This is a genomic window from Streptomyces sp. NPDC028419, assembly GCF_055565515.1.
In genome coordinates this window covers 1-12,131 of record NZ_JBVHUE010000002.1, presented here as the reverse complement: position 1 = coordinate 12,131, position 12,131 = coordinate 1, and the positions used below count along the sequence as shown (strand labels likewise).

The 12,131-nt window shown below is 74.6% G+C and carries 13 protein-coding genes; 6 read left to right on the top strand and 7 right to left on the bottom strand.

Going from position 1 to position 12,131, the window contains the following annotated elements:
- Positions 1-17: 17 nt before the first annotated feature.
- Both ACZ4UB_RS02460 and ACZ4UB_RS02455 read right to left on the bottom strand, forming a co-directional pair.
- Positions 18-494 carry an LAETG motif-containing sortase-dependent surface protein gene (locus tag ACZ4UB_RS02460; RefSeq protein ID WP_468067754.1) on the bottom strand — a complete coding sequence of 159 codons (477 nt, stop codon included), beginning with the start codon at positions 492-494 and terminating at the stop codon, positions 18-20.
- 655 nt (positions 495-1,149) lie between these two features.
- The gene (locus tag ACZ4UB_RS02455) at positions 1,150-1,791 is read right to left on the bottom strand and encodes a TetR/AcrR family transcriptional regulator (RefSeq protein WP_468067753.1); all 642 of its coding nucleotides are present in this window, start codon (positions 1,789-1,791) and stop codon (positions 1,150-1,152) included.
- Positions 1,792-1,852: 61 nt separating this feature from the next.
- On the opposite strand from ACZ4UB_RS02455, the gene ACZ4UB_RS02450 reads away from it, so the two are divergent.
- Positions 1,853-2,515, top strand: coding sequence for an O-methyltransferase (locus ACZ4UB_RS02450; protein ID WP_468067752.1), 663 nt, complete (start codon positions 1,853-1,855; stop codon positions 2,513-2,515).
- Here the strand turns inward: ACZ4UB_RS02450 and pdxR are convergent.
- Entirely contained in the window at positions 2,512-4,047 is a 1,536-nt protein-coding gene (pdxR, locus tag ACZ4UB_RS02445) for a MocR-like pyridoxine biosynthesis transcription factor PdxR (RefSeq protein ID WP_468067750.1), read from the bottom strand. The genes ACZ4UB_RS02450 and pdxR overlap by 4 nt on opposite strands.
- A gap of 28 nt (positions 4,048-4,075) precedes the next feature.
- Here pdxR and ACZ4UB_RS02440 point away from each other — a divergent pair, with 28 nt between their 5' ends.
- From ACZ4UB_RS02440 to ACZ4UB_RS02420, 5 genes are all read left to right on the top strand, one after another.
- Positions 4,076-5,029, top strand: a complete 954-nt coding sequence (locus ACZ4UB_RS02440; RefSeq protein ID WP_468067749.1) for an EamA family transporter — start codon at positions 4,076-4,078, stop codon at positions 5,027-5,029.
- Between the two features lie 88 nt (positions 5,030-5,117).
- Complete coding sequence (locus ACZ4UB_RS02435) at positions 5,118-5,897, top strand: crotonase/enoyl-CoA hydratase family protein (RefSeq protein WP_468068171.1); 780 nt, start codon at positions 5,118-5,120, stop codon at positions 5,895-5,897.
- A 92-nt stretch (positions 5,898-5,989) separates the two neighbouring features.
- A complete protein-coding gene (locus tag ACZ4UB_RS02430) occupies positions 5,990-6,163 on the top strand; it encodes a CsbD family protein (RefSeq protein ID WP_467964614.1) in 174 nt (57 codons plus the stop codon).
- Between the two features lie 173 nt (positions 6,164-6,336).
- Complete coding sequence (locus tag ACZ4UB_RS02425) at positions 6,337-6,492, top strand: hypothetical protein (RefSeq protein ID WP_468067748.1); 156 nt, start codon at positions 6,337-6,339, stop codon at positions 6,490-6,492.
- A gap of 230 nt (positions 6,493-6,722) precedes the next feature.
- A complete protein-coding gene (locus ACZ4UB_RS02420) occupies positions 6,723-8,216 on the top strand; it encodes a UDP-N-acetylmuramoyl-L-alanyl-D-glutamate--2,6-diaminopimelate ligase (protein ID WP_468067747.1) in 1,494 nt (497 codons plus the stop codon).
- 28 nt (positions 8,217-8,244) lie between these two features.
- On the opposite strand, the gene ACZ4UB_RS02415 is transcribed toward ACZ4UB_RS02420, so the two are convergent.
- The 4 genes from ACZ4UB_RS02415 to ACZ4UB_RS02400 all read right to left on the bottom strand — a co-directional run.
- Complete coding sequence (locus tag ACZ4UB_RS02415; protein WP_468067745.1) at positions 8,245-8,850, bottom strand: response regulator; 606 nt, start codon at positions 8,848-8,850, stop codon at positions 8,245-8,247.
- Between the two features lie 10 nt (positions 8,851-8,860).
- Positions 8,861-9,991 carry a sensor histidine kinase gene (locus ACZ4UB_RS02410; RefSeq protein WP_468067744.1) on the bottom strand — a complete coding sequence of 377 codons (1,131 nt, stop codon included), beginning with the start codon at positions 9,989-9,991 and terminating at the stop codon, positions 8,861-8,863.
- Positions 9,992-10,086: 95 nt separating this feature from the next.
- Positions 10,087-11,724 (bottom strand): peptide-N4-asparagine amidase, encoded by a 1,638-nt coding sequence (locus ACZ4UB_RS02405; protein WP_468067743.1) that lies wholly within the window; start codon positions 11,722-11,724, stop codon positions 10,087-10,089.
- A gap of 174 nt (positions 11,725-11,898) precedes the next feature.
- A partial coding sequence (locus tag ACZ4UB_RS02400) for an integrase core domain-containing protein (RefSeq protein WP_468067742.1) occupies positions 11,899-12,131 on the bottom strand: 233 nt, incomplete at its 5' end.

The window sequence follows — 12,131 nt, the reverse complement described above, 5'->3', positions numbered from 1 at the left end:
CCCTCGGGTGGAGCACGTCAGCCGTTCGCGCGGCGGCGTACGGCGTACAGGGTGCCGGCACCTGCGACGACGAGCACCGCCGCGCCCGCACCGATCGCCACGGTGGCGGGGTTTCCGCCAGTATGCGCGAGCTCCGGACCCGCGGGCGAAGAGGGTTCGGCGGACGGCTTCACGCCGGAGGCGGGGGCCGAGGCCGAGGGGCTGGAACCGGGGGCCTCCACCGAGGGGGCGGTGCTGGGCACGGCGGTCGGGCGCGGCGAGGTCGAGGTCGAGCTGCTGGGCCGGGGGGACGCGCTCGGGGAGCTCGGGGAACTCGGGACCGCGCTGGGCGAGGAGCTGGGCACGGCGCTGGCCGAGGGGGCCGGCGCGGCCGCACCGGCGGCGTGGGCGGGGGCGGCCAGGGCGGCGAGCGCCCCCGCGGCGGCGACGGCGAGGGCCGCGCGGCGGGCGGCCGGGGCGAGGGGGCGGGCGGCGGAGCGCTTGACGATCTTCAAGGTGGTTCTCCACGGTCGGGTGAGGGACGCCGGACTGCGCCCTTCACCCCCGCACGACGCGCGACCCCGCCGGAGGTTGCCGCGGTTCCCCAAAAACTTTCGCCTCAATCCCCGACGGGGCTCAGGGGGCCACCGCCCAGCGGCGCCTCAATCCCCGACGGGGCTCAGGGGGCCACCGCCCGGCGGCGCCTCAAACGCCGGCGAGGCTCAAGGGGCCACCGCCCAGCCCGACTCAAGAGACCGGCGCCCATTCCAGCCCGCCCGGCGATTGAGGGCCCGCCGGAGGCAACACCCGACCCCACGACGCCCGGACGCCGCGCGCACCGGCGCAGCCCACCACGCCTCCGACGGCACCTCAAACGCCGGCGAGGCTCAAGGGGTCGGCCCGCCCGGCAGCGCCTCAATCCCCGACGGGGCTCAAGGGGCCACCGCCCAGCCCGGCGCAAGAGACCGGCGCCCATTCCAGCCCGCCCGGCGTTTGAGGGCCCGCCGGAGGCAACACCCGACCCCACGACACCCAGACGCCGCGCGCACCGGCGCAGCCCACCACACCTCCGGCGGCACCTCAAACGCCGGCGAGGCTCAAGGGGTCGGCCCGCCCGGCGATTGAGGGCACGGCACGGCGGGGCTCCGGAGGGTGGGGGTTGCCGTGGGCTCAGCGGATGAGGTGTCGTCGTAGGAAGTTGTCGACGAGCAGGTCGGTGAAGGCGCGGTCGACGGGGTCCCCGGTGACCAGGACGCGGTGGTAGATCGGCCCCACGAGCTGGTCGACCTCGGCCACCGCGTCGATGTCCGCGGGGAGTTCGCCGCGCCGCACCGCCTCCTCCAGGGGGAGCCGGTCACGGCGGCGCTGCTCGTCGAGATACCGGGCGCGCAGGACGGCGGCGAAGGCGGGGTCGTGCTGCGCGTGACCGAGCAGCGCGGTGAAGACGGCGCCCGCGTCGGACCGCGTGAGGAACTGGGCCAGCTGGTGCAGGTGGGCGCCCAGATCCGCGGCCAGGTCCCCGCGATCGGGCGGGGTGAGGGCCTCCGCCGCGTCCAGGAGGAAGGCGTCCAGGAGGATGTCCGTCTTGGTCTTCCACCAGCGGTAGATGGTCTGCTTGGCGACCCCGGCGCTGGCGGCGATGCCCTCGATGGTGACGCCGGAGAAGCCCTTCTCCACCAAGAGGCCGTCAGCCGCCTCCAGTACGGCCTGCCGCGCCTGCTCGCTCCGCCCGTGCCGGTTGCCGTGGTGCTGCCGGGGCGACCGGCCCGCGCCAGCGGCAACCGTGTTCCCTCGATCCGTTTCTGCCTTCACGGGCCCAGGGTAAGTCACCACCATCTAGACCATACGCTACGGTGCGTCTACTCTAGGTTTCATGACACAGACCAGCACGCTCCACGACCCCCGCGTGGCGTCCGCTCTCGACGCGATGTTCTTACGGGCGGCGCAGGACGAAGCCACCAGCGAACGGATCAGGGCCGCGCGGCCCGACGGTTCCACCTGGGCGACCCCGCAGGAAATGGCGGACGCCAACGCGCAGGTGTACATGCCGATCTCGGCCGAGGGCGGGAAGCTCCTCTACAACCTGGTGCGGGCCGCCCGCCCGGCAACCGTCGTCGAGTTCGGCACGTCCTTCGGGATCTCCACGCTCCACCTGGCCGCAGCGGTGCGCGACAACGGCACGGGCCGGGTGATCAGTTCGGAGCTGAGCGCGGACAAGGTCGCCGCCGCGCGCCGCACCTTCACCGAGACCGGTCTGGACGACCTGATCACGGTCCTCGAAGGGGACGCCCGCGACACCCTCGCCGGAGTGGACGCCGCGGTGGACTTCCTGCTGCTCGACGGCTGGAAGGACCTGTGCCTGCCCGTGCTGCGCCTGCTCGAACCGCGCCTCGCGCCGGGCACCCTCGTCGTGACCGACGATGTGGACCTGCCGTCCCTGGCCCCGTGTCTCGCCTACCTGCGCGACCCGCGGAACGGGTACCAGAGCGTCACCTTCCCGGTCGAGGACGGCATGGAGATCAGCTGCCGCCTCTAGGGCGTCCTGCGGCGCAGGGCGGCGCCCAGGACCGCGATGCCCTCCTCGATCTCGCTCGCGGGGCCGGCGGCGTAGCCCAGGACCAGACCCGGCGGCCCCGGGCGCACCCGGTGCCAGGACAGCGGATGCGCCTTGACCCCCATGTCCAGCGCCGCGCCGGCGAGTTCGGTGTCCCGCAGCCCGAGTCCGTCGAAGGTGACCGTCAGGTGCAGTCCGGCGGCCGCCCCGTGCACCCGCGCCCCGGGCAGGTGCACCCCGATGGCCCGCAACATCGCGTCCCGGCGCGCACGGTGGCGCCGGCGCACGAAGCGCAGGTGGCGTTCCAGTTCCCCCGACGCCATGAGGTGGGCCAGCACGAGTTGCGGCAGGACCGCGTTCCCCAGGTCGGCGTTGCGCTTGGCCGCGACCACGGCCTCGTGGAGGCGTGGCGGGACGAGGAGCCAGCCCACCCGGAGCGCCGGCGCGAGGAGCTTGGAGACGCTGCCGGCGTAACAGACCCGCTCGGCCAGCAGCGAGCGGAGCGCCGGGACCGGGGTGCGGTCGTAGCGGTGTTCGGCGTCGTAGTCGTCCTCGATGACCACCCCGTCCTCCTCGGCCGCCCAGCGCAGCAGGGCGCGACGGCGCTCTCCGTCGAGCACCACGCCGGTCGGGAACTGGTGCGCCGGCGTGAGCAGGACCGCCTTCGCACCGCAGGTCCGGAGCGCGTCCACGCGCAGGCCGCCCTCGTCCACCGGCACCGGGACGGTCGTGATCCCCCCGTACTCCAGCTGTTGGCGGGCTCCGAGCGAGCCCGGGTCCTCCACCGCGATCCGGTCCAGCCCCCGTGCCCGCAGCACGGCCCCGAGCAGGCCCAACGCCTGGGCCACGCCCGCCACGACGATCACCTCGGCCGGGTCGGCCCTGATCCCCCGGCTCCGGGCCAGCCACCGCGCGACCTCCGTCCGCAGGGCCGGTGCGCCCTGCGCGTCCCCGTAACCGAAGCCGGACGGCGCCAGGCCGCCCAGGACGGCGCGCTCGGCCCGCAGCCAGGCGGTCCGCGGGAACGCCGCGAGGTCGGGGACCCCGGGCGAGAGGTCGATCCGGCAGGCGGCGGCCCGCAGCGCGTCGATCGCCCCGTCCCGCGCCCCGGCGCCGAACAGCGCGCCGGCCGTCGGACCCGCGCCCTCCCCCGCACTCTCCCCCACAGCCGTCACCGCGGCGGCACCGGGCGGCGGCGGGGCCGCGACCACCGTGGTGCCGAGGCGGCCCCGGCCCGCCACCTGACCGGCTTCGGCGAGCCGTTGGTAGGCCTCGGTGACCACCCCGCGCGCGACGCGCAGCTCCTCCGCCAGCACCCGGCTCGCCGGGAGTCGACTGCCCACCGGCAGCCGACCGTCCGCGATCGCTTCGCGGAGGCGGTCGGCGAGCCATTCGGTGCGGCAGCCCGGCGGCGCCTGGCCGATGTCGAGCTGGAGGAAGTCGGAGCCGCGGGGCGCCGGGGCGGGGACCGCTTCTTTGGACCTCTGGGTCACGGCATCTTTGGACCTGCTCATGGGTCCATTCTGCGCACACAGTGGAGGCATGGACACCATGCGATCCCTCGGCCCCGGCGCACTCGGCATGGCGCTGGTCGGCACCAGCGTCAGCGTCTCCCACACGCTCACGGACGCGCCCCTCTTCACCGCCCAGGCCGTCCGGTACGCCGCGGCCTCGCTCCTCCTGCTGGCGCTGGCCCGGGCCGCCGGGGCGCGGCTGGTGTGGCCGCGCGGGCGGGAGTGGCTGTGGCTGGCCGGGCTCGCGGCCAGCGGGCTGGTCCTGTTCAACATCGCGGTCGTCCGCGGGGTCGCGCACGCGGAGCCCGCCGTCATCGCCGTCGCGGTGGCCTGCGTGCCCGTGCTGCTCGGGGTGATCGGTCCGTTGCTGGAGCGGCAGCGGCCGAGCCGTCAGGTCATGCTGGCCGCGCCGGTCGTCGTGGCGGGCGCCGTCCTGGTGGAGGGGACCGGGCGCACCGATGCGACCGGGGTGGCCTGGGCGACGCTGGCGCTGGCCTGCGAGGCGGGGTTCACGCTGCTGGCCGTGCCGGTGCTGCGGCGGCACGGGGCCTGGGGGGTCTCCGTCCACTGCGTGTGGCTGGGCTCGCTCATGTTCGCCGTGCTCGCGGCGTTCGCCGAGCCGTCGTCCTCCCTGGCGGCCCTGGGATCCCGGCAGTGGCTGGCCGTCGGGTACCTGGCCGTCCTGGTCACCGCCGCGGCCTTCGTGCTCTGGTACTCGACGGTCGCCGCCGTCGGGGCCGGGCGGGCCGGCCTGCTGACCGGCGTGGCCCCGCTCTCGGCCGCGGCGGGCGGTGCGTTCACGGGTGGCGGCGTCCCGGGAGCGGCCGTGTGGGCGGGGCTGGCCGTCGTGGTCGGCGGGCTGGTCCTGGGCCTGCGCCCGCGCCGCACGCCCGCACCGGACACCACCGCTCCCGACACCGTACGGAAGAACGCTCCGCGATCCGCCCCGGAGTCGGCACAATGGGCCGGATCGGGCGGCTGACCCATCCGGGTGCACGGTGAACGCCCGCACGGCGAAGGGCGGCACGGTGGACGACGCGGTGGACGACGCGGTGGACGACGGCGACGTGGTGGACCGCGGCGCCGAGGTGCGCGTCGAGCGCGACGGGCCCGTCTTCACGGTGATCCTCGCCCGCCCCGCGTCCCGCAACGCCGTGGACGGGCCCACCGCCGACCGGCTGGCCGCCGCCTTCCGCGCCTTCGAGGCGGACCCGGACGCCTCGGTCGCGGTGCTGTGGGGCGAGGGCGGCACCTTCTGCGCGGGCGCCGACCTCAAGGCCATCGGCACCGGGCGCGGCAACCGCGTCGAGGCCGGGGGCGACGGGCCGATGGGGCCCACCCGGATGCGGCTGAGCAAACCGGTGATCGCGGCGATCGCCGGGCACGCGGTCGCGGGCGGACTGGAGCTGGCCCTCTGGGCCGACCTCCGGGTCGCCGAGGAGGACGCCGTCCTCGGGGTGTTCTGCCGACGTTGGGGGGTACCGCTGATCGACGGCGGTACGGTGCGGCTCCCCCGGCTGATCGGCGAGAGCCGCGCCATGGACCTGATCCTCACGGGGCGCGCGGTCCCGGCGGCCGAGGCGCACGCCATCGGCCTCGTCAACCGCCTGGTCCCAACGGGGCGTTCGCGCGAGGCGGCCCAGGAGCTCGCGCGCGAGATCGCGGGGTTCCCGCAGCTGTGCCTGCGCCACGACCGGCTGTCGGTCCTGGAACAGCACGGCTCGGGCGAGCAGGAGGCCCTCGCCGGCGAGTTCCGGCACGGGCTGGTCCCGCTGTCGGCCGGGGAGACGGTTTCCGGAGCGGCCCGCTTCGCCTCGGGCGCGGGCCGCCACGGTTCCTTCGCCGACTGACCGAAGGAAATCGCGGCAGACCTGTTTGGGCGATCGTTCGCCGGTCATACGCAGTCTCGTAAGGCTTTTCGACGAACAGGGAGTGATCAGCTGTGTCTGGTGAGCAGAAGACCAAGGCGAAGGGCGAGCAGGCCAAGGGCAAGCTCAAGGAGACCGCTGGCAACCTCACGGGCAACGAGCGGTTGACCGCCGAAGGCCGGGCCGAGCAGGCCAAGGGCGACGCCCGCCAGGCCAAGGAGAAGGTCAAGGACGTCTTCAAGCACTGACCTCACGCGACGGGGCCGGGACCACCAGTGGTGGTCCCGGCCCCGTCGCGTGTCCGCACGCCAGGTCCGGCCGATCCGGAAGCGCTGTGACCGCGCGCCGCGCGCAGCGACGGACCGGGCGATCGACACGCCATGCGGCGTGGCGGTCACCTGGGCGCACGTACACTCGGCCCATGAACCGCACACGACGCGTCACGGGAGAGGGCCTGCCACAGGCCGCCCCTGCCGCGCGTGCGGTCTCCGTGGGCCGGACGGGCGTCAGCCCCCGGACCGCGGCCGATGCCCAGGCCCCCACGGTCGGCCGGGGCGTCGTGCACGGCCACGGCTAGCGCCTTCCCTCCGCGCCCGGGCCCGCCCACCTGCGCCCGCACCACCTTCCGCGACGGGATCCGCCCCGACAGACGGGCCCGATCACCTCGCCCCCCACCGGCCGCCACCCCCTCGCGGGCGACGCACCGCCCTTCCCGCCCCACCACCACCGCGGCCCCGACGCTCCGTCGGCGCCGCCACCAGGCGAGGGCCGCACACCCGGCCGTAGCCGTCTCCGAAGGGACCCACCGTGAAGTTGAGCGGGTTGTTGACCGGCCATGAGCACCACGTCATCCAGGGCGACACCGAAGCGACGGGGATCACGGCGGGCACCACCTTCGACGTCGACCGGGTCGTGCCGGGCTCGCTCTTCATCGCCGTACCCGGCCACCACGGCGGCGGCCCCGCCGCCATCGGTGCCGCGCTCGCGCGCGGTGCGGCGGCGGTGCTCGTCGACGCGGCGGGAGCCGGTGCCGCCCCCGGACGGGAGCTGCTGCCCTCGGTGTGCGTCGTACGCGTCGGCGACACCCGCAAGGCGGCCGCGGTCGTCTCCTCCCGCTACTTCGGCGAGCCGGGCCGGTCCATGGACGTGGTGGCCGTCACCGGGACCAACGGGAAGACCTCCATCTCCGCCATGGTCGAGTCGCTGCTGCGGATCTCCGAGGGCGCCTCGGTGGGCGTGATCGGTACGGCGGGCAGCCGGATCGGCGACGAGATGATCCCGATGCCGCCCACGGTGCTGACCACACCGGAATCGCCGGACCTGCAGTACCTCCTGGGCCGCATGCGGGACCGGGGCACCAGCAGCGTGGTGCTGGAGGCCACCTCGATGGCCCTGCAGACCTACCGGATGGACCGGACCTTCGTCGACGTCGGCGTCTTCACCAACCTGACGCAGGACCACCTGGACGACCACGGCACGATGGCCCACTACACGGACGCCAAACTCCGGCTGTTCCAGGGCCTGTGCCGGCACGCCGTGGTCAACGTGGACGACGTCGTGGGAGCGGGCATCCGCGCGATGATGCCGGACGCGGTGACGACCTACGGCCTCGGCGGGGAGGCGGACTTCCGGGCCACCGACCTGATCGCGGACGCCTCGGGCACCCGGTTCACCCTGCGCCACGCCGGCCGGTCGTACCCGGCGGCGATCCCGGTCCCGGGCGTCTTCTCCGTTTCCAACGCGCTGGCGGCCGTCGCGGCCTGCCACGTCCTGGGGCACGACCTGGACGGACTGGTCGCCGCACTCGCCCAGATGCCGCCCGTCCCGGGCCGGTTCGAGCGCTTCGTGACCCCCGCCGGCACGTCGGTGATCGTGGACTACGCGCACTCGCCCGACTCCCTCGACAAGGTCCTCACGGCCATCCGCGGCTTCGCCGGGGGCCGGGTCATCACCGTCTTCGGCTGTGGCGGGGACCGCGACACCACCAAGCGCGCCGATATGGGGCGCATCGCCGGCACCCACTCCGACCTGTGCGTTCTGACCTCGGACAACCCCCGCACCGAGAACGCCGAGGCGATCTTGGACCAGATCGCCCCCGGCATCGAAGCCACCGGCACGCCCTACGAGCGCTCCGCCGACCGCCGCCGGGCCATCGCCCTCGCCCTGTCCGCGGCCCGGCCCGAGGACATCGTCCTGATCGCCGGAAAGGGCAGCGAACCGCACCAGATCGTGGGCGAGGAGCTGCTCCCCTTCAGCGACATGGCGACCGTCCGCGACCTGGTCTCCCGGCTGCTCCCCTGAACCCGCGACCCGAACCCCGGGGAACCGGTCACAACCAGCCCTGGCGGCGGGCGGCGCGCACGGCCTCCATCCGGTTGCGGGTGCCGGTCTTGCCGATGGCCGCGGACAGGTAGTTGCGCACGGTCGATTCCGACAGGTGCAGCCTCGCCGCGATGTCGTGGACGGTCGCGCCGTCGACGGCGGCGCCCAGCACGTCCCGCTCACGGGCGGTCAGCGGGTTCGGGCCCGCGCTGAGCGCGGCCGCGGCGAGCGCGGGGTCGATGACCGTCTCCCCCGCCAGCACCCGGCGGATCGCGGCCGCCAGCTCCTCCACCGGACCGTCCTTGACGAGGAAGCCGCCCGCCCCGGCCTCCATGGCCCGGCGCAGGTAGCCGGGACGGCCGAAGGTGGTGAGGAACAGGACCCGGGTGCCGGGGCAGCGGTCGCGCAGCTCGGCGGCGGCGTCGAGGCCGCTGAGGCCGGGCAGTTCGATGTCGAGGAGGGCCACGTCGGGTCGTGCGGCGAGGGCGGCCGGCAGGATCTCGTCCCCGGCGCCGACCTGGGCGACGACCTCGATGTCCGCCTCCAGGTCGAGCAGCAGGGCCAGCGCGCCGCGCATCATCCGCTGGTCCTCGGCCAGCAAGACCTTGATCATCGCCTGCTCCTCAACCCGTGCTCTCGTCGACCGGGAGTTCGGCGACGACCCGGAAGCCCCGGCGCGGGGCCGGCCCGCCCCGCAGGGTCCCGCCCGCCGCGGCGAGCCGCTCGGTGAGTCCGGTCAGGCCGCTGCCGGGCGCCGCCGAGCCTACGCCGGCGCCGTCGTCCGTGATGACCAGGCGGATCCGTTCGTCGGCGGCGGACACCTGGATCGAGCAGTGCGCGGCGCCGCTGTGCCGGATGGCGTTGGTGACCGACTCCCGGACCACCCAGCCCAGCAGCGCCTCGGTCCGCGGGCTCAGTGGCGGTCCCGAGCGGCTCACCGAGGGCTCGATCCCGGCGGCGGTGAGCGCGGCGCGGGCCCGGTCCAGCTCGTCCTCCAGGCTCGACTCGCGGTAGCCGGTGACGGCCTCGCGGATCTCGACGAGCGCCTGGCGCCCGATGGACTCGATGTCCACGATCTGGGCCACGGCCGCGTCCATGTCGCGCGGGGCGATGCGGCGGGCCGCCTCCGACTTGACCACGATCACCGACAGGGTGTGCCCGAGCAGGTCGTGCAGGTCGCGGGAGAAGCGCAACCGCTCCTGCTCCACCGCGCCGCGGGCCAGCTCCTGCCGGGTCTCGCGCAGTTCGGCCACGGTCTCGGCCAGGGCGAGGATCGCCGCGGTCACCATGCCGGAGAGGAAGGTGCCGTAGAGGATGCCGCTGACCCCGCCCCAGCCCTCGTGCCGCCAGGCGACCGCGCCGGCCACCAGGCTGAGGCCCAACATGACGGGTCCCAGGCGGCGCCCCCGGACGACCGCGCCGGTGGCCAGGCCCAGCAGCGGGAAGAAGAGCAGCCAGCTGTCGCCGTAGGCGAGCGCCAGCGCGAGGGTCACGGCGGCCAGCGCGGCCAGGCTGATCCTGGTGCTCGGGGCGTCCCGGGTGGCGGGGACGAAGGCCCGGAAGACGATGCTGATGTAGAGCGAGTTGAACACCAGCAGTCCCAGGCCGCCGATCCACGGCTGGGGCGTCTGCCCCTGGAAGATGTTGGACACCGCGCCCATGCCCATGAGCAGCCAGGGCAGCAGGGTGAAGCCGTTGGGGGCGCCCAGCGGACCGCGCGGGCGGTCGGTGGCGGGTGCGGCTGTCTTCGTCATGCCCCTACGGTAGGGACCGGGTCCGCCCCGGCGGCAGGGCCGCCCGTACGGACCCGGCCCGTACGAATGTCACGGTCGAGGCCCGCCGTGGCCGGTCAGCAGCGGCGCAGGTCCTGGGTGAGGGTCCCTTGCGCGCTGGCCACCGTACGGTCGTAGCAGCCGTCGGAGCCGGTGAGCCGGTAGCGCTCGGTGCTGGTCCCGACCGCGTGTCGCTGCTCGCGCGGGACGCCCGTCGCGTAGGAGGCGTCGCCGGTGTAGCGGTCGTCCAGCCGGGACCAGGTGGGGCGTCCGCCGTCGTCGCGCACGGAGGCGGTGTCGGCCCGGTCCCCCAGGGAGATGACCGTGCGCAGCCGGTTGTCGGCGCCCAGGGTGGTCTCGCCGTCCATGCTGTAGGCGCGCCGGGTGCTGGTGGTCGTCCGTCCGCTGGTGACGCTCTCGTCGTCGGTCCAGTCCGCGACGAGGGCGTCCTGGTTCTCCCCGTCGGTCCAGCGGTGGACGGAGCTGTTGGCCAGGGTCCGGGTGACGGTGGTGGTGACGCGGCCGTGGGAGGTGTCCAGGTATCCGGCGACGGTCAGCCGGTGGCCGCCCTTGGTGTCCACCCGGTGCTGCGCGCCGGGTGTGTAGACGGAGGAGTTGGCCGGTTCGCTCGCTTCGGCGCGGGTCAGTGCGCCGGTCACCACGGCGCGGCCCGGGTCCTGCCACAGCAGCACGTTGGCCGGGGTGCTCCAGCCGCTCTGTCCGGCGGGGACGCCCGCGACGGAGACCTCGACGCGGTGCGGGCCGCCGTCGTTGAGGAGCGCGGCGAAGGGTGTGAGGTCGTAGACGACCGGCTGCACGTCGAAGGCGCGCGGCGCCGGGGTGACGTACCAGAGGAAGGGGTTCGACCAGCCGCCGGTCCACACGGTGGGGAACGGGGCCGCGATGCCCGCGAGTTGACCGTCCACCGCGATGCGCACCTCGCGGTAGGGGCCGTCGGCCGCCTTGCAGGAGTAAGGGGCGGCGTCCGGGGTGCTCAGGTACCAGAACTCCTCGCAGCCGCCGCCGGAGCCGGTCGCGTAGACCTCGGCGAGGATCCGCTCGGTGTTGCGCGGGGTGGTCAGGGTGGGCGAGGTGAGCGGCAGGACCCGGTCGGGGACCGCGGCCGGGCGGGGGCGCCCGCGCTCGGCGGCGTAGAAGGTCAGGGTCACCTTGACGTCGATGACCCCGGTGTAGGTGTCGTCGACGACGTTCCCGATGAGCATCTCGACCGGCTGCGCGGTGCGCAGGGTGGGGGTGTAGCGGGTGACGTCCTTCTCGACGGACCAGGTGATGCCGTCGGGCGAGGGCTCGGGGGTGGAGGTGCGCAGGACCTCCACCCCGCCGACGGAGAGGTGCCCGAGCCGGTCGTACTGGCGCCCCTTGACCTTGCCGTCGAGGCGGAGCACCACCTTGCTCCAGGTGGTGCCGCATCCGGCGGGGGGCTCGTAACTCCCGCGGTACGGCGTGAAGTCGCGGAACTGGGCTTCGGCGAGGGTGACTTCGCAGGAGCGGGTGGTGGGTTTCGCGACGGGCGGCGCGGCGGTGAGCGGGTCGTGCCAGTCGGTGCCGAACTCGGCGGGCGGGGTCGGGGTCGCCGGGGCCCGCGTGGCCGGGGTCGGGGCGGTCGGCGCGGCCGCGGCCGCGCCGGCCCCGGTCAGGGTGGCCGCCGCGAGCACGAGGGCGCCGAACACACCCGTGATCCTGTGTCGTCTCATGGGCGCGCAGTCAAACGCGCGCCGGGGCGACCGCGCCAGGGCCGCGACGTCGTTCTGGCGCGTTCCCACCGGTCCTGGGCGCGGCGGCGCCCTGGGCCGTCTCTTTCGGATCTTGCCGGGCCCGCGACGCCCGGTGCCGTGCATGGCCGCCCGACAAGACCCGAAAGAGACGCCCTAGGTGTATTGACCCGCAGGGTTGTTCACACGGCTGATGGGTGGGTTGCCGTGGAGTGCGGTGTGGCAGCGGTGGTGGTTGTAGGTGTGGAGGAAGTCTGCCAGGGCTTCGGTCCGCTCCTGGTTTGAGGTGTAGGTCCGCAGATAGGCCCACTCCTCCAGGAGGGTGCGGTTGAAGCGTTCGACTTTGCCGTTGGTCTGGGGCCGGTAGGCGCGGGTGAGTTTGCCGGTGG

What these genes read in the sequence shown, in the direction of transcription:
- ACZ4UB_RS02440 (WP_468067749.1), top strand. Translation starts at nt 4,076, where the DNA reads ATGGACACCATGCGATCCCTCGGCCCCGGCGCACTCGGCATGGCGCTG.
- ACZ4UB_RS02405 (WP_468067743.1), bottom strand. Translation starts at nt 11,724, where the DNA reads ATGAGACGACACAGGATCACGGGTGTGTTCGGCGCCCTCGTGCTCGCG.
- ACZ4UB_RS02415 (WP_468067745.1), bottom strand. Translation starts at nt 8,850, where the DNA reads ATGATCAAGGTCTTGCTGGCCGAGGACCAGCGGATGATGCGCGGCGCG.
- ACZ4UB_RS02425 (WP_468067748.1), top strand. Translation starts at nt 6,337, where the DNA reads ATGAACCGCACACGACGCGTCACGGGAGAGGGCCTGCCACAGGCCGCC.
- pdxR (WP_468067750.1), bottom strand. Translation starts at nt 4,047, where the DNA reads ATGAGCAGGTCCAAAGATGCCGTGACCCAGAGGTCCAAAGAAGCGGTC.
- ACZ4UB_RS02410 (WP_468067744.1), bottom strand. Translation starts at nt 9,991, where the DNA reads ATGACGAAGACAGCCGCACCCGCCACCGACCGCCCGCGCGGTCCGCTG.
- ACZ4UB_RS02450 (WP_468067752.1), top strand. Translation starts at nt 1,853, where the DNA reads ATGACACAGACCAGCACGCTCCACGACCCCCGCGTGGCGTCCGCTCTC.